Source organism: Bacteroidota bacterium, from assembly GCA_016194975.1.
Classification (GTDB): domain Bacteria; phylum Bacteroidota; class Bacteroidia; order Palsa-965; family Palsa-965.
Genome location: JACQAM010000008.1, coordinates 1 through 20,718 on the forward strand (window position 1 = coordinate 1; position 20,718 = coordinate 20,718).

Below are 20,718 nucleotides of genomic sequence, written 5' to 3' on the forward strand. Positions count from 1 at the left end.
AACCGCAAAGACGCAAAGGCGCTAAGAATTTTCAAACTGACCCACTACCTAAAATTGACATTAATAAAATTTCGCATTAACTTGCAGTTACAAAACTCCAACTCATGTCGCATACCCCCCCCATTTCTCAAAATTTCATTGGTAATTGCACTTGCAATTAGCAGCACAGCCATGTTCTCGCAGAATCTTCCTTTCTGGAGCAACAACGGAAATAATGTTTCCTCTACAGATTTTTTTGGTTCCACCAACTCGGCAGATCTTCGTTTCCGCACGAACAACACCGCGCGCATGACGCTCACGAGCGCAGGCACGTTACGCGTGAACAATCTCGCAGGCGCAGGAAACGGTTTTGTTTCTCTCGATGTGAATGGGAATTTAGCGCGTACAAATTTTTCCGGCGATACAAATGAAGTGCTGAGCGGCGGCGGAACTTTCAAAAATATTTCTTCCATTAGCGGATGGGCGTTTGCAAATTCTTACACCGGAACAAATTTGTACAACATCAATTCCGGTAATGTTGGAATAGGAACGAATTCTCCCTCAGAAAAACTTTCGGTGAATGGGAGTGCAATCATCACCGGAACTTTAAATGTTTCAGGAATTACCGGCGTGCAGAATTTTCGTGGCGATACCATTAGAGGAAATGTGGAAATGGAAGTGGATAATAAATTGTGCATGGACGGAGGCGCGCTCGCGGGCGTGTGCACAAAAAGCGGCGATCTGCTTTTGCAAAGTCACGCGGGTGCGAATGGGAATACCATTATGAATGCAACTACAACAGGAAATGTTGGAATAGGTTTGGTGAACCCGGTTTACAAATTAGATTTGAATGGAGATGAAAGAGTGAGTGGAAAACTTTACGTCGATAGAATTCTCGGACTTCCCGGCGATAGTGTAATTAAATTCGGCGACAGTACCCTTTTTATAAATTATGTCAATGCAAAGGTTTTTAACGGAGACGTAACGAAAGGAATTGTTATTGGCTCAGCGATTTCATTTGGTTTGGGTCCAAAATCTGTGGTAATAGGAGACAGAGCGAAAACAACATCTACTGCTACAAATTCAATTGTGATCGGGCACAATGACACACCACTTCCTTTGTTCACGGGAACAATTCCGAATTCGCTTATCGTTGGATTTAATTCAAACCTTCCAACATTTTATGTAGGAAATTCTTCAGGATTGAATACTGTGGGAAAAGTTGGCGTTGGAACTTCAAACCCCTTTGGAGATTTCCAGGTTGGTGATAATGAATTGTCGGTCAATATGGGTGCCGCCCCTAATGTTGGAACAACTTTCAGCTTTGCATACTTTGGATTGAATGCAGCCAGAGATAACGCTACACAATCCTGGACATTTCAGAATAACGGTGCGGCCAATGGTGGCGTAGCTTTACTCACGTCTGCAAATGGAGATCTTGAAGTGATGACAGTAAAATCGACCGGATCTTTGAATCAGAGTTTTTCTGATGCTGCTATGGAACCTTTCGACTTGTTCGAGATTCGCAGCAATGGAAAAGTGATGATCGGGCCGCATGCGAATGAATTGGAGTCGCCGGGAAATTATCGCCTTTATGTAACGGGTGGAATTCTTTCGGAACATGTAAAAGTAGCAAGCTACAATAGCGGTAATTGGGCCGACTATGTGTTCGATTCAAGTTACGCATTGACACCTCTTGATTCCGTAAATGCTTTTATTAAAACAAACCATCATCTGTCAGGTATTCCGAGCGCTTCAGATGTTCAGGCAAACGGAATTGATCTTGCGGATATTGACGCGGCGATGCTGGCGAAGATCGAAGAGAACACACTCTACATTATCAATTTGCAGGATCAGATTGATGAAATGAAAAAGCAAAACGACGCACTTCAGGCCCAGATAGATCAGAAACAAAGTCACATCAAGAAACATCGTAAAACTCATGCGAAGTAGATTTCTGCTAATAGGAATTTTTGTTGCATTGCTTTTTTCGCAGTGCAGAAAAGATCCGCCTGTGCATGTGGATTGGCCGGGGTGGACGGTGTATACTACGGAGAATTCATCCCTGTCAAATAATAATATTCTAAGTGTAGTTTCGATTCAGAATAAGATTTTTGCTTGTTCAGACCCTGCAAAAGAATTAGTAATATTCGATGGGAATAGTTCAAGCGTTTTATTTGTTCCAGGAGTAAATCCCAACACTGATGTTTCTGAAAGTACCATATGCCCGGGTACAATTTGCAATAATAGAACAGAAAATCAAGTCGGGTTGCTTTCTTATAGTTCGTCGCAAGGCTCTTCCCTCTTGCTGTACAATGGCAATTGGGAAAGCTATTCACAATCTGAAAATTTCCCGTCGATTCAGATTCCTGTCTCCATGCGTTTTAACCAAAACGACAAAGTGTTTATTGCAGCAAATGCAAACCTATTGCAATATGATTACTTTACTCACAATAGTTCCGTTTTGGAGTATCCGCAAATTCCGGGTGGAGATGTACAAACATTAACCATTGGTCTAGATAATTCAGTTTGGTTCGGTACACATGGTGCTTCGGCAGGACAGACCAACCTCTGCAGGCTATTTGTGAACGATTCTTTAGGTATTTATAACACCCTGAATACTCCGCTGCCTGAAAATAGCATTCATGCCTTAGAAACAGATGATTCGGGAAAGATCTGGATAGCTACATCCAGCTTTCTTCTTACGTTTTACGATTCTGTTTGGAGTCAAATTAATTTGAATGGAACGCCCTTAGAAAGTAGCCAAGTAAAATCTATTTATGCGGATCATTTCCATAAAGTATGGTTGATTACTTATGGGAAAGGTATTATTTCCTACGATGGAATTAACTGGAACTGGTATGATAGTAAAAATTCAGGATTACCCTCAAATAATGTAAATTCTTTGCGAGTAGATTCTAACAACAATTTATGGATTGCTACTGATAATGGTTTGGCAAGGTTTAAGCAATAAAAGTATAAGATGAGTCACAGAATCACCGTATTATTTTATCTTTTCATGGGTCTCGCGTCTTACTCGCTTGAGCAGACTGTTAATCCAAACCTGGTACAGAACCCGTCATTCGAAAATTTTGTAATCTGCCCCAATGCGAGGGATCAGTTTGATTCCCCTACCTATCCTAATAATGCAGTATCATGGGAAAATCCGACGCTCGCATCACCAGACTTATTCAATGCATGTGATGCAACTAATTTTGTGGGGGTGCCTAATAATATTCAAGGTTTCCAAACCGCGCATGATATCAATGGCACAGGCTACGCTGGAGTAGTAACTTTTACAGTTGATTTTCCGTTCAGTTCAGATTATTGGCGGGAATATCTTGAAACGCCCGTTAATCTTCAACAAGGAGTTAAATACACAATATCATATTGGGCTGCACTTTCTTCAAACTCCGGTTGGGCCACAAGAAATCTTGGCGCATATTTGTCCCCAACGCATATTTCAAAGTTTTCCGGGATTGGAGTCACTCATAATCCATTACCTATTACGCCGGACTATGAGAACAATAATTATCTTGACGTATTGGGATTATGGGTGCAACAATCGTTTGAATACACCCCACAGACAACCGGAACCTATTATTTGATCATTGGTGATTTCAGTGGGGAAAATTATCGGCAGCCTACGATTAATAATTCAACGAATGGAGAGGCTTATTACTTCATCGACGATGTAGTTATAAAAGAACACCCAGGCTGTTGTCCTGACAATCTCACAATCTCCGATCAAACATTATCCGGAACGGAAATTTTCGGCGCTAACAACACAATCACCGTTGGTCCGAATGTAACTGTCGCGCCAAATTCCAATATCACTCTCGTTGCGAATGGAGAAATAGATTTTCTTCCAGGCTCTGATATTTCTCAGGATGTAGATGCATTTATTGGAGAGTGTCCGGGGAATTTTCAAACCGCGAATAGTCCTGCCTTAAACATTCCGCATAATACAGCAATTGAAATTACACCAGATGGTGATGGTAACGCGGATGAAGTTTGCTTTTCGATTACAGGTAGTCCGACTTACACTGTCGAAGTTAAAAGCCTGGCAGATGAAGTTGTTTATGTTGTGAATAATGCTCCTGTCGATTCAGACCCTATGTGTGTTTGGAACGGAACGTGCAATTTCGGTGCATTGTGTAATGGTGGAGGTGTTGCGGCCGGTTTTTATGTAATGACAATAACCGTCACCGGATGCGATGGCTTGCCAATCTCAAATTCATTCTTCGTACAGGTTTCGTATCCGAACGGCAGACTTGCGATGACGAACGAGGGAGTAATTGATTCCGGCTCAGCAACCGGACTTCAGTTGTATCCTAATCCGGCTAATGATAAATTTTATTTGGAGAATATTTTACCTGGCTCCATCATTCGCTTAATTGATGAATCCGGTCAAATAATTTATGAGGAGAAACTATCAAATTCAAAAGAAGAAATCCCAGCAACGCAATTCGCCCGCGGTATTTATTTTGTCGAAATAAACGACGGCGCAAAGATCACAATGAAAAAACTGGTTTTGCAGTAGTGCTCTATTTTCGTAATTCGTACAGTGTTCAATCCAACTGCTTCAGTGCTTCTGTCACCACAGGTTCCGTATCGTTCCACATCACGTAATAAGCGGCATCTCCCCAAGTGAGGCGCGCGAGCGTGGCTTTCATATAGCGGCGCATAACATCAGCAGATCTTTTTTCTTCGGCTACATTTTCTGCAATGCCATTCTGCGTTGCAGTTTTCACTAACTGTGCAATGAGATTATCACTCACCGCAAAATTTTTCCGGAAATCATTCAATCCTTTTTTCTGCAACGCGTCGCGGTTGTGATCTGAATATTCCAGCGCCCATATAGCGAAAATATCTTTTTTGAAAAGCGCATCGAGGTAATGCGAGCCGCCGGCGGTATCGAGCGGAACAAAATCGTCAGGCATAATTCCACCGCCGCCGTAAACTACTTTTCCTTTTTTAGTCGTGTACTTCAGCGAGTCGGGAAAATGAATGCTGTCGCGGTTAAGCAATTCTCCATTCTTGTAACGATTCGCTTCATCGGCTTCGTAAGCGTCGAGTCCTTTGTTGTAAGGTTTCTGAATGCATCTTCCCGTAGGCGTGTAGTAGCGCGCAATGGTGAGGCGGAATGCAGATCCGTCGGTGAGCGCCTGCTGTTCCTGCACGAGTCCTTTTCCGAAAGTTCTTCTCCCGATTACAATTCCGCGATCATTATCCTGGATGGCGCCGGCAAGAATTTCACTCGCAGAAGCAGAATTTTCATCCACCAGAACAGCCAGCGGCATTTTTTCGAGCTTGCCTTTTTTAGTGGCCTTGGTTATTTCTTCGCCGTCCACGCGGCCTTTCGTGTAAACGATGAGATCTCCTTCCGGAAGAAATTCATCAGCAATATCTGTTGCTTCGTTGAGTAATCCTCCTCCGTTCTCGCGCAGATCGAGGATCATTTTTTTCATTCCCATTGCCAGAAGAGAATCGGACGCGGCGACGAATTCTTTATAACTCGTTTCAGAAAAACGCGCGAGACGAACGTAACCGGTTTCATTGTCGAGCATGTAAGCGGCATCAATGCTGAAAATAGGAATGGTGCCGCGCACAATAGTTACTTCAGAAATTTTTCCGGTGGAAGGGCGGCGGTATTTCAATTTCACTTTCGTATTGGCAGGCCCGCGCAATTTTCCCTTGATGAATTCTTCCGTCGCCGATTTTCCCGTGATAGAAGTATCGTTCGCAGTGATGATGCGATCGCCGGTTTGCAATCCGGCTTTTTCCGACGGGCCGCCTTTCACAGGAACCATTACCACGAGCGTATCGCGGATGAAATTATATTCAATGCCAATGCCCTGGAAATTTCCCTGCATCGGTTCATTCATCGCTTTCACTTCTTCCGCCGTAAAATAATCGGAATGCGGATCGAGTGTTTGCAGAATGGAAACGAGCGCCTGGTCGGTGAGTTTTTTATTGTCGATGGAATCTACGTAATGCGCATTCACATAACCGAGCACTGCGCGTATTTTTCCGTACGACGCATCTATCTCATTCTGTTCAGCGTTTTCCCTGCTGAATTTCGATCCGAGCAGAATTCCCGCCCCGAGCATTAATCCGCAAATGAGCGGTATCCAGCTGATGACCTTCGGCATTTTTTATTTTGATTGATAGCGTGAAACGTCCACGCCGAATTTTTTTAAGAAGTCCACACCTTCGTCGCTTGCAATTCCCTTGAACTCCGCGTACGAATTTCTGTAGATCACTTTTTTTATTCCTGTGGAATAAATGATGCGTGCGCAGGAAATGCAGGGAGAAAGTGTGATGTACAAAGTACAGCCTTCAATGGGAACATTATTTTTTGCTGCGTAAAGAATCGCATTCATCTCCGCATGCAGCGCAAGCGAGCAGGAACCTTTGCTGTCGCGCGGGCAACCCACCTGCGGCCATTCGAGATCGCAGTTGTGCGTGCCTGCGGGCGGGCCATTGTACCCGAGCGAAATGATGCGCGTATCTTTCGTGAGCACAGCTCCCACTTTTGCTTTCACACAATGCGAACGGAGCGCAAGATTTTCTGCGAGATCCATGTAGATCTCGTCGAAGGAAGGGCGTGCAGAAGTAAGAGTCATTTTATTCGGGGAAAACAAATGTCGGGAATTTATGTCAATGAATCCGGCGCAATATTCAATCCCATAGTGGTGTAATTCGAATTTAAAATCAGCCCCTCCGGGGTTTTATTAATTGACAAATACAAATAGATGATATTTTGAAATGAAGACGGCATTCGGGTAAACTGCGAATGAAAATACTCCTTCAAATTATTCGCTGAATAGCTTTTTCATTTTTTTTCTATTGGAGAAACGGGCATCAGATCGCAAAAGTAAAACCCGTAATTTTTTTCTTCCACGCAAACCGTTTTGTAATGATCATTTTTATCCTCCTTCGGTTTCGCATATTCGCGATAAACAATTTCGCCTTTTGAAAAGGGAATTGGCTTTTTGAAGATTGGCCCGTCAAAAACAAAAGAATGATATTCTCCGTTCTCACCACAAGGATCAACACTTTCGGGCAGATCATTCACAAACGACTGATCGATCATTCTTCCGCAAAAAGATCTGTCAAGAAATTTTTCATTCACGCATACGATGATGGATTTGAAACCAAGATCAAGAAATTCCTGCATGAGTTTTTTTGTGGAAATTTTCCAGAGCGGAAAAACGCAATCGATACCGAGCGGGCGCAATTTATTTTCCCTGTAAACTTTCAGATCCTCCAGAAAAATATCACCGAAAATAGAGTGGTGAATTCCTTCATTTGAAATTTCATTTATCTTTTTCTCCATTTCCATTTCATATTCGGCCATGCCGGGCTGCTCGGGAAGTTCGATGAGCTTGAGTGGAATGCCAATGGAATCGGCTTGTTGTTTCAGTAATTCTATCCGCACGCCGTGCATGGAAATCCGCTGGTGAGCAATGTTGACACTCGTCAGAAGATAATTCACATCGTATTTTCCTTCCGTGAATATTTTATGGAGACAGAGCGAAGAATCTTTTCCCCCGCTCCAGTTCATGTATGCTTTTATTTTATTCATCCTTTTATTGTAACCGGAATTCCCGAAGCCATTAAGACCACTTTATCGGTCGCGTTGCGATGGGTTGAATTTTTTTCAGATCAGTTTCCTTGCGTCACTCCGGATAATGCGAGAGGCGCACATTTATCCGCAAATCTTTTTTCAAATGGAAATAATGCAGGATGAAATAATGAAGCCAGCAATTCAATGCCATCCACGAGATGAGTGCTTGGACACGTGAATAAATTCGCATCCGCCATGTACACCGCATTATTTTTTACCGCATTTAGATCATTCCATCCTTCAAGCGAAGAAAGTTTATGAATTTCTTTCGACGTTCTTTCAATATTGAATCCGCACGGAGCTACAACTAAAACTTCGGGGTTGTATTTCCGGATTTTTTCCCACGGAGTAACGATGGAATAACCTGCCGGATTCGAAAGCATATCCACTCCACCTGCCTGTGCAACCTGGTACGGGATCCAGTGTCCGCAATTGTAAATAGGACTGAGCCATTCCATCACCATCACTCTTTTCAGCGGCGAATTATTTTCGCGAAGCGTGTCAATTATTTTATCCGTGCGTTTCTGCAATGAAGCAAGCAAATTGTACGCAGCTTCTTCGCGCCCCATTGCAGTGGCAATAGTAATTGCATTAAAATAAACATCGCTCAGATTTCTCGGAGTAAGCGGAATAACCAACGGCTGCTTTTTCAGTTTATGAATTGCACGTTCGGCATAACTCGTTCCTATCTGACAAACGTCGCACACATCCTGCGTGAAAATAATATCAGGCGCAACCTGCTGCAAAAGATCTTCATCAATATAATAAAGACTTTTTCCAAGCTGATTTGATTCGGAAACGATCCGGTCGATCTCTTCGCTCGAATAACTCTGTCCTTCCAGGTGAGAACGGACAATTTTCGGTTTATCAGAAGGACATTCGAAAGTAACTCCGCACAGAAATTCTTCCAGCCCCATGTGATAGATCATGGAAGTTGCAGCCGGAAGAAAGGAGCATATTTTCATTTGCAGAAATTATTTTAGGGCATCTCTAATAACTTCGAACTGCTGCGTTGTGCTACGTCCTCAAAAATCCTCATTTACGAATAGTAAATCCCGCCTTACATTTCTGTGTTTTTAGAGATGCCCTTTAAAGACAAAACAGGAAATCTCCGTTGTGCCAATTCGAAAGAGCCGAATAGGATGGCGCCAAAAATTAAATTTCCGATAAGCATGTTCAGCAGGAATGGAAGTGCGGCAACATAACACGCGACAAATCCTGTGGAATTCATCGGGTACATTGTTCCATCGAGCCACAAACCGAGATCAGTGATGATCCAATGCAGCATTGCAGCAGAAACTGTTGTGATCAGAACATTTTTCACTGTTGCTTTTTTCATGAATCTTCCCATGAGTACGATGAGCGCGAAACTTCCGTAATTGAAAATGAATCCTTCGGAAAAAAATCTCCACTCGTGGTAATAAACAAAATAATTCAGGAACAGATCACTCAGCCAGAGCGTGAGTATAGGCACGAGGAATGCTTTCCACTTATCAGAAAAATAACATCCGCCGAAAAGAGCCATTGCCCCAATGGGAGTGAAATTAGTTAAGGGAGAATTTCCGCTTGAAATAAAGAGTCGCCAGAGGCCGGCTGTGAGGATCATTGCAGCGAGGACACCTGTTCGTGGATGGATCAGCGTTTTCATTTTTTTGTTGGTTTGAATTATTTATTGAATTTACATTTTATATCTCAAAGTCAGGTAAAATCCTCTTCCCCGGGTGGTATAGCCGTAGATCTCGGAATACTTCACATCAAAAATATTTTCTGCACGAAGGGTAATGGAAAAATTTTGTGTGGCAGAATATTTTGCAATGCCATCCACCAAAGTATAATCTCCAACGCCTTTTGTTGCCAATGAACCGAACGGGCCCGATGATGCGCTGTAATAAATATCACTCCGCGGGCCGGCATATCTTGCATTCACGGCGATCGAAAGTTTTTTGCAGGGCATATAGGTAAATCCCAAATTAGCAGTGCCGGGCCTTCTCACCAAACCAATTGTTTCTACATCCTGGTTGATGAATGCGCCATTGGTAAAAAGCTGCACATGATTCCCGTGCGTGTGCGATGTGTCGATGCTCGCCGGGCTGTAATCGAGTTTTCCGCTGATGAGGCTGAGATTTCCATTGATCCAGAATTTTTCCGAGATCTTAGAACTGATCGCAATTTCAACACCCTGGTTCGTTTGTTTTCCAATGTTGATATAAGTGTCGCCGCGATAATCTCCAAAACCAAGCGAATCAACCGGGCGGTTTTTATCCCAGAGATAAACATAGTCGATGCTGTTTTGCACAACCGTTCTGAAACAGGTAATGGTATAAGTGATCTTGTCATTCACTTTTTGTTTGAATCCGAATTCCCAGGAAGAAGATGTTTCCGGTTTCAACGTTTTATTTCCGCGTGTAATTCCGGAAGTGAAATCTTTATCGGGCGAATAAAGTTCATAGAGCGAAGGAGCGTTGAATCCGGTTGCATACGAAGCAAAAAGCAAACCGCCTTCAGAAACTTTCAGCGATGGATTTATTTCATACGTAAAATTATTTCCGAACAGATCGTGTTTTGAGTTGCGCACGCCCAGCCCGATCGAGAATGCTTTGTAGTTGTCGTTGATGATGCTTCCGTCAATGTCCACATGTGCAAATTCACTGATGGTCTTCACATTTATTTTCAATGAATCGAGATTTGATCTTGATTCATAAACTCCGAACGTGTTGGAATAATAATAAGAATCGAAAGTCATTTTTTCATCGAATAATCCGCCACCGAAAACGCCGCTGATGCCTTTCAGTTTGAAATTCGCCTGCAACTCATCGTTGAACACATTCGCTTTGTAGGTTGCAGTATAAAAAGTACCGTCATAATTTCCGGCAGTATTTATCCTGGAAGAATCGTCAGTGAAAAGATGATTCAGATCGGTCAATCCACCGGCATAAGAAATACTGAACTTCTCATTCAGTTTGTACGATGCTCCGTAAGTGGTGAGGTTCCTGTGAAATTGAGAAGTGTAATTATCATCATCATCGAATGCGCCTTTGTCGATATCGGCATGCTGACTAATATTTTTATAGGAAACAAAAATATCGTACTTCTCATTCCTGTAACCGAGTTTTCCCAATAGATCGGTGCTTCTGAAATTATCGCGGTCGAGATGGTTGTGCTTGTAGTTGTTCGGATCTGTAACTGTGTCGACCGTTGCATTCATTCCATTTATATTTCCATTATAAATTCCGGCATTCACATACAACCCGTTTTTGAGTGTATAATTCATTCCCACATTTTCAGTGAACAATGAAGTATGCGGGCCAAAAGTTCCTGATTTTAATTCTGCATCAGTATGAAAACCGGGCGCCTGATTTTTTTTCGTGATGATATTGATCACGCCGCCAATTGCCGAAGAACCGTAAAGTGCGCAATTCGAGCCACGCACAATTTCAATCCGGTCAATATTGTCAAGAGAAATTTCTGAAAGATCAATGGCATTCTCAGTCCCCGATGGATCGGAAATTTTCATTCCATCGATCATGACATTCGTTTGATTGCTGTTTGCGCCTCTTGTAAAAATACTCTGCTGTTGTCCCGGATTCTGTCCGGCGCCTACTACGTAAATTCCTTCCTGCTGTGAAAGTAATTCAGCAAGATTATTCGCCCCCGAATTTTTTATCTGCTCATTGGAAATTATGGTGATACTTTTTCCAACATCGGTCGGATCTTTTTCACTGCGTGTTGCCGTAATGGTTACGGTGTCGCGTTCGGTTGATCTTGTGGTGTCGGCCTGTTGTGCATGGCTTATTCGCGAAGCCATCAACAGTGTTGCCACCAGGATTAATTTCGATTTCATTTTTTTTGTTTTTAAAATGGTTAATAATACAATAACAGTTGCTCGTTATTGCAAACCGGCAAAACAGGATAAGAAAGGAAATGAATGGAAGAGAAATTCCCGCAGGAAAAATTCCATCTGGCCTGACTTAAGCTCCATTCGCGGAAGCAATAAAGTCATCAAAAAAATCGGGCAGGTCTCCTGGCTTTTCCGTTTCTGATCACCTTCCCGCATTTCTGCAGTGGTTTTTATTGGTCAGAAGTTTTTCCCGAAAAAAATTTCGGGCGGAATCACAGTTGCGCGACAGTCCGTGAATTTCACACGGTTCCCTATTCTCTCCGATCTGCAAGTGAATTGCAGAATAAAATCGGAGCACCTGAATTATGATGATTGAACAACGTAAAGAACGATGAGGCGAAGATACAGGAATTAGTGAACGATGATTCTTATTATTCGGTTCAAATTATTTTTGTGAAACTGTTCTTCCTCATGTTTTTTCATTGGATCATGAAATGAAAAAAGCTGAAATTTTATTTTGTGCATAAAATCTCTAATCATCCAATCCTTTTCCATCAAGAATTTGCCGAATATATTTTTCAATTCTCGACTCACGCGTTTTGGATTGTTTGGCTGATGAAAAATAAAGAAGGTAAGCTCTTTGCCGGCCGGGAGTCAATGCGGCAAAAGATTTTTTCAGGGCAGAACTTTTAGCTAATTTCTTTTTGAATTCTCCGGGCATGGAGAATGCCGAAGTTTTTTTCAAAACCACTTTCAAGCCGGATCTCTCCACATCAATAGCTTCTTCGATATAAGTTTTCAGTACACTTTTCATTTTCACGATCTCGCGCACATTGGTAAAACGGATCTGCCGCGCTGCCTGCACATTTTCGGTTTGCTGCACCAGGATTCCATTAGTATCTTTCAAAAGAGCTCCTTTGAAAAAAAGGACGGCGCAGTATTCCCTGAAGGCGTGGATGAGAATAATATTTTTTTTCGCGAATGTATAACAGGGACAGCCCCACTTCAATTCTTCATTTAGTCCGCAATCAAGAATGATCATTCTCAATTGTTCAATTTCCTGCTGCCACTTTTTGGCTTTGATAAAATACCAATCGACTTTCGGATTCATGTTGTTTGTCATTGTAATTATTTTGCTAAATCAAAATTACTAACTCTGATCTTCTATTTCCATTTTAGGACAATAAAAAAGAGCTTCCCATAATGGAGAAGCTTTTCATTGGAGCCGGAAAACTACAGCACAATATTGCAGCTTAGTTTTTCACGAGTTTCTGTACAACAACCGCATCTTTATTACTGATCCGCAAGAGATAAATTCCGGCGTCAAAATTTTCAAGCGAAACCGGAATGGAGTATTCCTCATCGGCAGAAACATTGCCATAATTAAAATTGCTGATCTCGCGCCCGTCAATGGTTGTGATGGAAATATTCACATCTTCTGCAACGTCCGAGGTGAAAATGATATTCGCTTCGTCATTTGCAGGGTTCGGAGAAAGTGCGACTACAAGCGGAACCTCATCCACGACCGAACTGTTGGAAGAAATTCTTGCACCTGTGCAGGGCGATTGCCACGCGCAGTTGCCGAGCGCATCACCGTGCGCAAGATGAGCGGGAACAGCCGACGGTGAAACGCAGATCGTCTGCATGTTCGAAGGATTACCGGGTGGATAATGGCAGACCAGCACTTTGCTGTTGTTGTTTCCGCAACGTACATCTTCAACATAAACCGTAACAGCAGAAGTTGAAGATTGATTGTTTGCGTCGGTAACAGTAAGTGTATAAGTTGTGGTAACTGTCGGGCATACTGTTACTGAAACAGTAGTTGTGCTGCCCGGGTAATAAGCGCTGTTTGGATCCGAAGTTCCGCTGGATGATTGCTGGAATGACGAAACAGAAGACGAGTTTGTATTCCAGGAATAATAAAACGGAGGAGTTCCACCTGAAAAAGAACCGTTCAATGTTACACAAGTTGAGCCGTAACCGTAGTAAGTAATCACACAGTTTCCTGCGTAAGATGAAAGCGGGCTGCCGGTGTCGGAATCTATCCTGATTGTTGACGACAGGAGAGATGAATTTTTCTCTGAGGAAAACCCGTTAGCGTGCGAAGAAGAAGCAAAAAAAATACAGATGCCTGTAATAAGAAAAAGAAAGAAGAAATTCTTTTCACGCGTCAGAGAATAATCAAAAGAAGCGCAGGTAATTTCCGGGTAAATATTTTTGTTGCAGAAGACGTTTGAGATTAAAGGGTGAAACTTCCGTGTGTTGTCTTGTTATTATTTTGTACGCAGGGGGCATGAAAAAGTTTTCATTAACAGGCATTAAACTGATTTGGTTAAGCAGATTTTCCTTTATAAAGATGGAGCTGCTGTTGAATTTATCGCTTCATTTTTCTTAGATGATGGAACATAAAGAATCTGTAATTTCGCATTCCTTCTACCAAAGTATAATGCCCAGCTGGCGGAACTGGTAGACGCGTTGGTCTCAAACACCAATGTCTTCACGGACTTGCCGGTTCGATTCCGGCGCTGGGTACATCATGAAAAGCTTCTCTTATTACGGAGGAGTTTTTTTATTTATAACACGATCTACAATGGCATCAGTCTACATCCTATTCTCCAAAAGTGCGACTCCAATTCTGTCTCAGAATTTCGTATTTTTAATTTAGAATGAAATCATTCCTGTTTATCGTTGTTCTCCTAATATATTGACAGCAATCGGCATTTGCTGCCGAAATGAAAGTGTGAGAAAGGAAATATTAATAACCCGTATATTTGGTACAGATTTAACCGTCAGAATGTACGAATCCCTTATTGCATATATTAAAAGTCATTCTACAACACCGCTGACCCAAAGTGAAGAGCAGGTCATTAAAGACGCTTTTGTTCCGAAGAAAATAAGAAAGAGACAATACTTTTTACAGGCAGGTGAAGTATGCAAATACATGGCATTTGTTGTGAAAGGAGCTATGCGCCAATACATCGTTGATGATAAGGGCGCAGAACATATTGCCCGTTTGTCAATTGAAAACTGGTGGGTAGGTGACCGCGAAAGTTTTACCATGCTTACTCCTTCGATATATAATATTGATGCCTGGGAGGAATCTGATGTGCTGATCATTACAAAAGCCGACATGAATCAGCTAAACTCCATTCCTGCGATGAATGAAATGGCAAGGAAGTTAGACAACAATCACGCTTTTGCTCTTCAAAAAAGAGTAAACGCTTCCATTAGTTTACCTGCTGAAAAGCGCTACTCTGATTTAGAAAATACCTATCCGGAATTTTTGCAACGTTTTCCGCAACATATTATCGCTTCCTATCTCGGCATTACAAAGGAAACCCTTAGCCGCGTCCGGCATAATGCAGTGAAAAAATAGATCACTGCTTTTTCATTTACTTTCTCCTCTACTGATCCGTTGACATTTGTCAACGTTTTTTCCTATCCTTTATCATCGTCCAATAGTTTATCCCTGATACACCTTTGTATTGTAGAACTAAACATTGTGATGAGTCCTTTAAAAATAATAAAATGAAAAAGAAAATCAGTTTCATATCGCAGGGGCACAGAGCGGACATTGGTCCCTACAAAATTAACCGCATCCTGCCTAACAGGTATGTTGATGCAGTTGGTCCGTTTGTATTTCTTGACCATGCAATGCCTATGAAGCATTCACCGAACGAGCTGCCCAGAAAAGCAAATGGCGAAGGCGCACACCCGCACAGGGGAATTGCAACTTTAACTTATATGTTTAATGGCGAAGCCGTCCATCTTGACAGCAAAGGTCATTATGCAAAGGTGCAATCCGGTGGGGCGCAGTGGATGAAGGCAGGTAACGGAATCATTCACGATGAAGTTGTAAATGTTGATTCGAATACAAACAATCTGCTTACGCACGCTTTGCAGTTTTGGATTAATCTCCCTGCAAAGAATAAAGCCGAGCAGGCTGATTATCTTCCTTTACAGGCAAGCGACATTCCCAAGAAAATATTGAGTGATAAAAGCGGATGGCTTAAGATAATTGTGGGTGAGTTTAAAAACCTCGCTTCTAAAGTTCCAAATTATTCAAAGCAATTCATTTACCACGTTCATTTAGAAAGCGGAAAACAATTTTCTCTTACAGGAGAGAATGGCCTTGAATATGCCGCCTTTCTTCCCTTGCATAATGCTGTAATTAATAATGCCGAATACAAGCAGGGTGAATTTATTTTGTTTGATAAAGATGATGGAGTAATTGAGATCAATAACGCCTATGGTGAGCCCATAGATATTATTCTGTTCGGAGGAGAAGCCTATACGGAGCCGATTGTAGCGCAAGGCCCATTTGTGATGAATACCGAACATGAAATTTCTCAGGCATACAATGACTTTTATGCAGGCAAGTATGGCGAGATAAAATATGAATTAGCAAAGCAGTCATAAATTTTTTTAAAGAACGAAATACTAACCACTAAAAAACAAAACCTATGAAAAAGAAAATTCTATTTGTTGTAAGTCTTCTTTTTGGACTGATGTTCATTAACTCAGGACTGAATAAATTTTTTAACTACATGCCCATGCCCAAAGACATGCCTGAAAACATGATGAAATTATTTGGAGCCTTTATGACAATCGGATGGCTAATGCCTCTTATTGCAGTTGCCGAAATTGCAGGCGGAATACTTTTCATCACCAACAAGTACAGGGCGCTTGGCGCAATAATAATATTTCCTGTGTTGATCGGAATACTTTTAACTCATATAATGTATGCTCCCTCGGGATTGCCCATTGCACTTGTGTTATTCGCGATAGAAATTTGGGTAATTATTGAGAATCGCGAAAAGTATCTGCCGATGATAAAATGAAATATTTTTCAATCAATTAAAAATAAACTTAAAAACTAAGCAATGGAAACTACAGCAACAACAACCAAAACAAAATGGGGCATCGACTCCATGCACAGTGAAATTGGATTCAAAGTAAAACACCTCATGTTTACGAATGTAAGGGGTACATTCAAGGAGTATCAAGCAAGTATTTTAACGACAGGAGATGATTTCATGAGTGCAGAAATTGACTTCTCCTTAAATCCCGCATCTATTAATACGGGTGATGAAAAGAGAGACGCTCATTTAAAAAGTGCAGACTTTTTTGATGTAGAAAATTTCAAAGAAATAAATTTCACTGGCAACACTTATGAGAAATCGGATAACAATGGCAGTTATACATTGTATGGCGATCTCACTATGAAGGGAATTAAAAAGCAGGTCAAATTACAGGTGGAATTTGGTGGCATTGTGAAAGACCCCTGGGGAAATCAAAAAGCCGTATTCAACATCAACGGAAAAATAAACCGTAAAGATTGGGGCTTAAACTGGAACGCAGCTTTGGAAACAGGTGGAGTTTTGGTTAGTGAAGATGTTTGGATTAATTGTGAAGTGCAATTAACAAAGCAAGTGTAACCTGATTGATAAATAAAAACCTTAAAATAATAACAATGAAAATAGGAATATTAGGAACCGGAGAAGTAGGAAACCTTATAGGTTCAAGATTAATTGAAAACGGACATCAGGTAATGATGGGCGGAAGAAATGCTACCAACCCAAAAGGATTGGACTTTGTTAAAAAACATTCTTCTGCAAGTGCTTCTTTCGGAACATTCGCAGACGCATCAAAGTTTGGTGAAATTATTTTTAATGCCGCCAATGGCAGATTTTCATTAGCGGCATTAAAACTTGCTAATACGGATTTTGCAGGAAAAATTATTATTGATGTTGCGAATCCTTTGGATTTTACAACAACACCGCCAACATTGATTTCAGAATTTGCAAATACAAATTCTATCGGTGAGAGTATTCAAAAACAATTTCCCAAAACAAAAGTCGTAAAGACACTCAATACATTCGGAATGGTTCTCGGTGTAAATCCGAAACAACTGAATAATGGCGACCACACGATATTTGTTTCCGGCAATGATGAAAATTCAAAGACTAAAACAAAAGCACTTTTGACAGAGTTTGGCTGGAAAATTGAAAACATTATTGATCTTGGCGACATTACAGGAGCAAGAGCAATGGAAATGTACCTGATTCTTGCGGTAAGGATGAAGATGTTATTTGGTGCGTCCATATTTAATATAAAAGTTATTAAAAATTAAATTAGCCATACTTCATTAATGAGAATTAAAAACATTATTGTAATTGCTGCTTTCTTATTAGGCACGCGGGCAAATAGTCAGATTATACAAGTAGAAGTATCGGGCGGATTGCGTGGAAGCGGGTTAATTCTTTTAATGAATCAACCAATAGATGGAAAGAAAAATTTTTCTTTTGTATCATTAGCATTCTTCGAGAAATATTATAGCCAAGAAGATTCTAAACTTGATGAAAATGCAGTTTTCGGTGCCGTCTTCTACAATATTGGAAAAGGGTTTAGTGTAGGGCCAGCTTTTGCTGCAAATAATCTCGGCGGGTTTCAAAAAAAATTATCTTTTCTGTATATCAAGGCAGGCAAGCGATTTACTTTTGCAGCATTTCCATCAGCGGTCTTTTTCAAAGACCGGATTGATGGAGAAGTTTTTGTGCAGCTACAATACAATAGATCTATAAAAAAAGATTGGGGCATATTTGTACAACTGCAAGCGGTAACCAATTGGCGGGCATTTTCACAAATCGCCAGGAGCTTTCAACAATTTAGAATCGGACCTTCATATAAAAGTTTTCAGTTTGGAATAGGCACAAATACCGACCAATACGGAACTTTTGCTGACCCTAAATTCAACGCTTTATTCTTTGTTCGTAAAGTGATATAATAAATGCTAAGCTTCTGATGATTAAAGACGCGAAAACATTTGATGAACTGCTCGACATCAAATACGGAAAGATCGGCACCACCAAACGTGATCGGTTCGAAGAAAAGGCGCAATACTTCGTGATCAGCACAATGCTCAGGGAGGCGCGCAAAGAGGCACACATGACGCAGGATGAACTCGCAGAAAAACTGGGGACAAAAAAAAGTTACATCTCCCGGATCGAGAATGGAAAGTGCGACATACAGATCTCAACACTCTACCGGATATTTGAATTCGGACTTGGCAGAAGAGTGAATCTTCTGATCGGCTGAGTGCCCGCGTTTGCGACCGGAATTGTGCGTTCGTGTCAAATTTTCTGAGCGAGGCCGCAAATTTGTTCGACTCCCCCCGACCTATTGTACTCCAAATCCTTCTGAGAAATCTGGGGATTTTTTCGCAATAATTTAAGAATGACTTCTCCTTTTTATTTCGTAAATTGTTACTGGAGTTTGAATAAATGTTTAGCTGCTAATTGGTAAATGATTACAAAAAAAATAAATATAGTTTTCGGTTTATTATTCTTCCATTTATTGACATTCATGGGAGTGTCAGAATTATCTGCACAATCGATGTACGTGTCAATGGGATCTGCGGATATTTATCTTGTCAATCCGAATAATTGTTCATCTTCACTGGTTTTCAGTTCTTCGAATGCTTCCTGGCTCGACATTGCACTTTGCCAGGGAAACCCGAATGTAATTTATGCATTGGGACAAGGCAACACTTTGTATCAGATCGATTTGAGTACTTCGCAATTAACATTACTCAGCAATCAATTTTCTATTATCTATCCCGGAAATCACCAACTGAACGCATTGGTTTGTGACGGCAATGGAATTCTTTACGCTGCGGATGGGTTTTCTTCCAGTCTGTACTCCTTTAACCTTTCAACCAGCGCGTGGAATTTTATCGGCTCACCAAACGGTTACACGTCTGCAGGCGATTTGGTTTTTTATAATGGAACGTTATATATGTCGACCTACACCAATGAAATTATCAGCATTATAATAAGTCCGTTTAGCGTCTCTTCAGTTGTTCCAATGAGCGCCGTCGATATTTTCGGACTTGGAATAAGTACGACTACAACTTTATGTTCACCGGGAACAAATTATATGGTTGGCACTTCGGGAAATAATCTTTACTCTGTTGATCCGCTGACAGGATCGTGCACATTGATGTGTCCGAACATCACTCCACTCACGGGATCGATCGGAGGTATTGCTTCTATACTTGATGGAATAAATCCTCCGGTTGGGTTGTTGCAAATTTATGCCAGTGATACAAGTATCTGTTTTGGATCTTCAACCATACTCAGTTCAATCGGTGCGAGTTCATACGTTTGGTTGCCGGGAAATTTTACAAGTGACTCCATAACAGTTCAACCCTCTGTCACCACAACTTATTCCGTGATTGGAACTGATTCATCCGGCTGTTCCGACACGGTACAACTTACAATTAATGTCGATCCACCGATTGTACTCAATGCAAATTCACAAATGACAAGTTGTTTTGGTTTTTCCGATGGAAGCGCAACGGTAAATGCCTCCGGAGGACAATCTCCATATGTTTATGTATGGTCGCCAAGCGGTGCAACAACTGCAACTGCAACAAATCTCGCAGCCGGAACTTACACTGTTTTGATTACCGGAGCTGATGGTTGTGCTGCAACACAAATCGTTTCAGTTACTTCCCCAACTGCTGTTCAGGTTGCGGTTGCAGCAACTCCGGAGTACTGCGCGAGTATAGACGGAAGTGCAAGTGTAACTGCGAGCGGCGGAACACCGGGATACACTTATTTGTGGAGTAATTCGGCAACCGCATCTTCAATTTCAAATTTGACTGCAGGAATTTATACCGTTACTGTAACGGATGCGAATGGTTGTATTATAACACAAACTGACTCGGTTGGCACGGCCGCATCTGCAATTGCGGACGCGGGAATTTCAGTAACGATTACGAATGGGCAAACAATAATTCTAAATGGAAGTGGCGGCGGAACCTATTCCTGGTCGCCTTCGGGAAGTCTGGATTGTTCAACTTGCCAGAACCCAACCGCATCACCAATAGTCACTACAACTTATACTTTGACTGTTATTGATTCACACGGATGTATTGCTGTTGATTCAGTCACAATTTATGTCGATGCCAATTGTGGTGATGTTTTTATTCCAAATGCATTCTCACCCAATCACGATAATCAGAATGATGTTCTCTATGTTCGTGGCAATTGTATCAGGCAAATGCAATTTGAAATTTACAATCGCTGGGGTGAAAAAGTTTTTGAAACAAGTGATCCATCTGTAGGGTGGGATGGTATGTGGAGAGGTGAAGCTTGTGAAACAGCAGTCTTTACTTATTTACTTCGCGCTACATTAATTGATGGAAAAGAAATTGAAAAGCAAGGAAATATTTCTCTTGTAAAATAATTTATTGCCTCTGTTA

At 41.4% G+C, this 20,718-nt stretch carries 19 protein-coding genes, 1 tRNA gene and 1 riboswitch; of the genes, 12 read left to right on the top strand and 8 right to left on the bottom strand.

Features of this window, described 5'->3' with window-relative positions; genetic code table 11:
* Nucleotides 1-171: 171 nt before the first annotated feature.
* From HY064_06295 to HY064_06305, 3 genes are read left to right on the top strand one after another with little or no spacing between them, the layout of a single operon-like run.
* Nucleotides 172-1,932: a hypothetical protein gene (locus tag HY064_06295; protein MBI3510255.1), complete on the top strand. Its 1,761-nt coding sequence runs from the start codon at nucleotides 172-174 to the stop codon at nucleotides 1,930-1,932.
* Nucleotides 1,922-2,953 carry a hypothetical protein gene (locus tag HY064_06300; GenBank protein ID MBI3510256.1) on the top strand — a complete coding sequence of 344 codons (1,032 nt, stop codon included), beginning with the start codon at nucleotides 1,922-1,924 and terminating at the stop codon, nucleotides 2,951-2,953. The genes HY064_06295 and HY064_06300 overlap by 11 nt, the downstream gene beginning before the upstream one ends.
* A 45-nt stretch (nucleotides 2,954-2,998) precedes the next feature.
* Nucleotides 2,999-4,522, top strand: coding sequence for a T9SS type A sorting domain-containing protein (locus HY064_06305; protein MBI3510257.1), 1,524 nt, complete (start codon nucleotides 2,999-3,001; stop codon nucleotides 4,520-4,522).
* Between the two features lie 28 nt (nucleotides 4,523-4,550).
* On the opposite strand, the gene HY064_06310 is transcribed toward HY064_06305, so the two are convergent.
* The 8 genes from HY064_06310 to HY064_06345 all read right to left on the bottom strand — a co-directional run bounded on the left by HY064_06310 (nucleotide 4,551) and on the right by HY064_06345 (nucleotide 13,447).
* Nucleotides 4,551-6,134, bottom strand: coding sequence for a S41 family peptidase (locus HY064_06310; GenBank protein ID MBI3510258.1), 1,584 nt, complete (start codon nucleotides 6,132-6,134; stop codon nucleotides 4,551-4,553).
* 3 nt (nucleotides 6,135-6,137) lie between these two features.
* Complete coding sequence (locus tag HY064_06315) at nucleotides 6,138-6,608, bottom strand: dCMP deaminase family protein (GenBank protein ID MBI3510259.1); 471 nt, start codon at nucleotides 6,606-6,608, stop codon at nucleotides 6,138-6,140.
* A gap of 209 nt (nucleotides 6,609-6,817) precedes the next feature.
* Nucleotides 6,818-7,549 (bottom strand): diphthine--ammonia ligase, encoded by a 732-nt coding sequence (locus tag HY064_06320; GenBank protein MBI3510260.1) that lies wholly within the window; start codon nucleotides 7,547-7,549, stop codon nucleotides 6,818-6,820.
* Between the two features lie 101 nt (nucleotides 7,550-7,650).
* Entirely contained in the window at nucleotides 7,651-8,577 is a 927-nt protein-coding gene (locus HY064_06325; protein ID MBI3510261.1) for an ABC transporter substrate-binding protein, read from the bottom strand.
* A gap of 95 nt (nucleotides 8,578-8,672) precedes the next feature.
* Complete coding sequence (locus tag HY064_06330) at nucleotides 8,673-9,260, bottom strand: hypothetical protein (protein ID MBI3510262.1); 588 nt, start codon at nucleotides 9,258-9,260, stop codon at nucleotides 8,673-8,675.
* A 30-nt stretch (nucleotides 9,261-9,290) separates the two neighbouring features.
* Nucleotides 9,291-11,453: a TonB-dependent receptor gene (locus HY064_06335; GenBank protein ID MBI3510263.1), complete on the bottom strand. Its 2,163-nt coding sequence runs from the start codon at nucleotides 11,451-11,453 to the stop codon at nucleotides 9,291-9,293.
* 152 nt (nucleotides 11,454-11,605) lie between these two features.
* A riboswitch (cobalamin riboswitch) is annotated at nucleotides 11,606-11,827 on the bottom strand.
* A 155-nt stretch (nucleotides 11,828-11,982) separates the two neighbouring features.
* Nucleotides 11,983-12,561 (bottom strand): YdeI/OmpD-associated family protein, encoded by a 579-nt coding sequence (locus HY064_06340; GenBank protein ID MBI3510264.1) that lies wholly within the window; start codon nucleotides 12,559-12,561, stop codon nucleotides 11,983-11,985.
* A 142-nt stretch (nucleotides 12,562-12,703) separates the two neighbouring features.
* Nucleotides 12,704-13,447, bottom strand: coding sequence for a T9SS type A sorting domain-containing protein (locus tag HY064_06345; GenBank protein MBI3510265.1), 744 nt, complete (start codon nucleotides 13,445-13,447; stop codon nucleotides 12,704-12,706).
* A 451-nt stretch (nucleotides 13,448-13,898) separates the two neighbouring features.
* Here HY064_06345 and HY064_06350 point away from each other — a divergent pair.
* The 9 genes from HY064_06350 to HY064_06390 all read left to right on the top strand — a co-directional run bounded on the left by HY064_06350 (nucleotide 13,899) and on the right by HY064_06390 (nucleotide 20,702).
* Nucleotides 13,899-13,982: transfer RNA gene (locus HY064_06350), tRNA-Leu, on the top strand.
* Nucleotides 13,983-14,244: 262 nt separating this feature from the next.
* Nucleotides 14,245-14,826 carry a Crp/Fnr family transcriptional regulator gene (locus HY064_06355; GenBank protein ID MBI3510266.1) on the top strand — a complete coding sequence of 194 codons (582 nt, stop codon included), beginning with the start codon at nucleotides 14,245-14,247 and terminating at the stop codon, nucleotides 14,824-14,826.
* 152 nt (nucleotides 14,827-14,978) lie between these two features.
* Nucleotides 14,979-15,869 (top strand): pirin family protein, encoded by an 891-nt coding sequence (locus tag HY064_06360; GenBank protein ID MBI3510267.1) that lies wholly within the window; start codon nucleotides 14,979-14,981, stop codon nucleotides 15,867-15,869.
* Between the two features lie 44 nt (nucleotides 15,870-15,913).
* Nucleotides 15,914-16,291 (top strand): DoxX family protein, encoded by a 378-nt coding sequence (locus HY064_06365; GenBank protein ID MBI3510268.1) that lies wholly within the window; start codon nucleotides 15,914-15,916, stop codon nucleotides 16,289-16,291.
* Between the two features lie 42 nt (nucleotides 16,292-16,333).
* Complete coding sequence (locus HY064_06370; GenBank protein MBI3510269.1) at nucleotides 16,334-16,888, top strand: polyisoprenoid-binding protein; 555 nt, start codon at nucleotides 16,334-16,336, stop codon at nucleotides 16,886-16,888.
* 35 nt (nucleotides 16,889-16,923) lie between these two features.
* Nucleotides 16,924-17,583, top strand: a complete 660-nt coding sequence (locus HY064_06375; GenBank protein MBI3510270.1) for an NAD(P)-binding domain-containing protein — start codon at nucleotides 16,924-16,926, stop codon at nucleotides 17,581-17,583.
* Between the two features lie 18 nt (nucleotides 17,584-17,601).
* Nucleotides 17,602-18,237 carry a hypothetical protein gene (locus tag HY064_06380; GenBank protein MBI3510271.1) on the top strand — a complete coding sequence of 212 codons (636 nt, stop codon included), beginning with the start codon at nucleotides 17,602-17,604 and terminating at the stop codon, nucleotides 18,235-18,237.
* Nucleotides 18,238-18,254: 17 nt separating this feature from the next.
* Nucleotides 18,255-18,548: a helix-turn-helix transcriptional regulator gene (locus HY064_06385; protein ID MBI3510272.1), complete on the top strand. Its 294-nt coding sequence runs from the start codon at nucleotides 18,255-18,257 to the stop codon at nucleotides 18,546-18,548.
* Between the two features lie 273 nt (nucleotides 18,549-18,821).
* Nucleotides 18,822-20,702, top strand: a complete 1,881-nt coding sequence (locus HY064_06390) for a gliding motility-associated C-terminal domain-containing protein (protein ID MBI3510273.1) — start codon at nucleotides 18,822-18,824, stop codon at nucleotides 20,700-20,702.
* The last annotated feature ends 16 nt before the right edge of the window (nucleotides 20,703-20,718 follow it).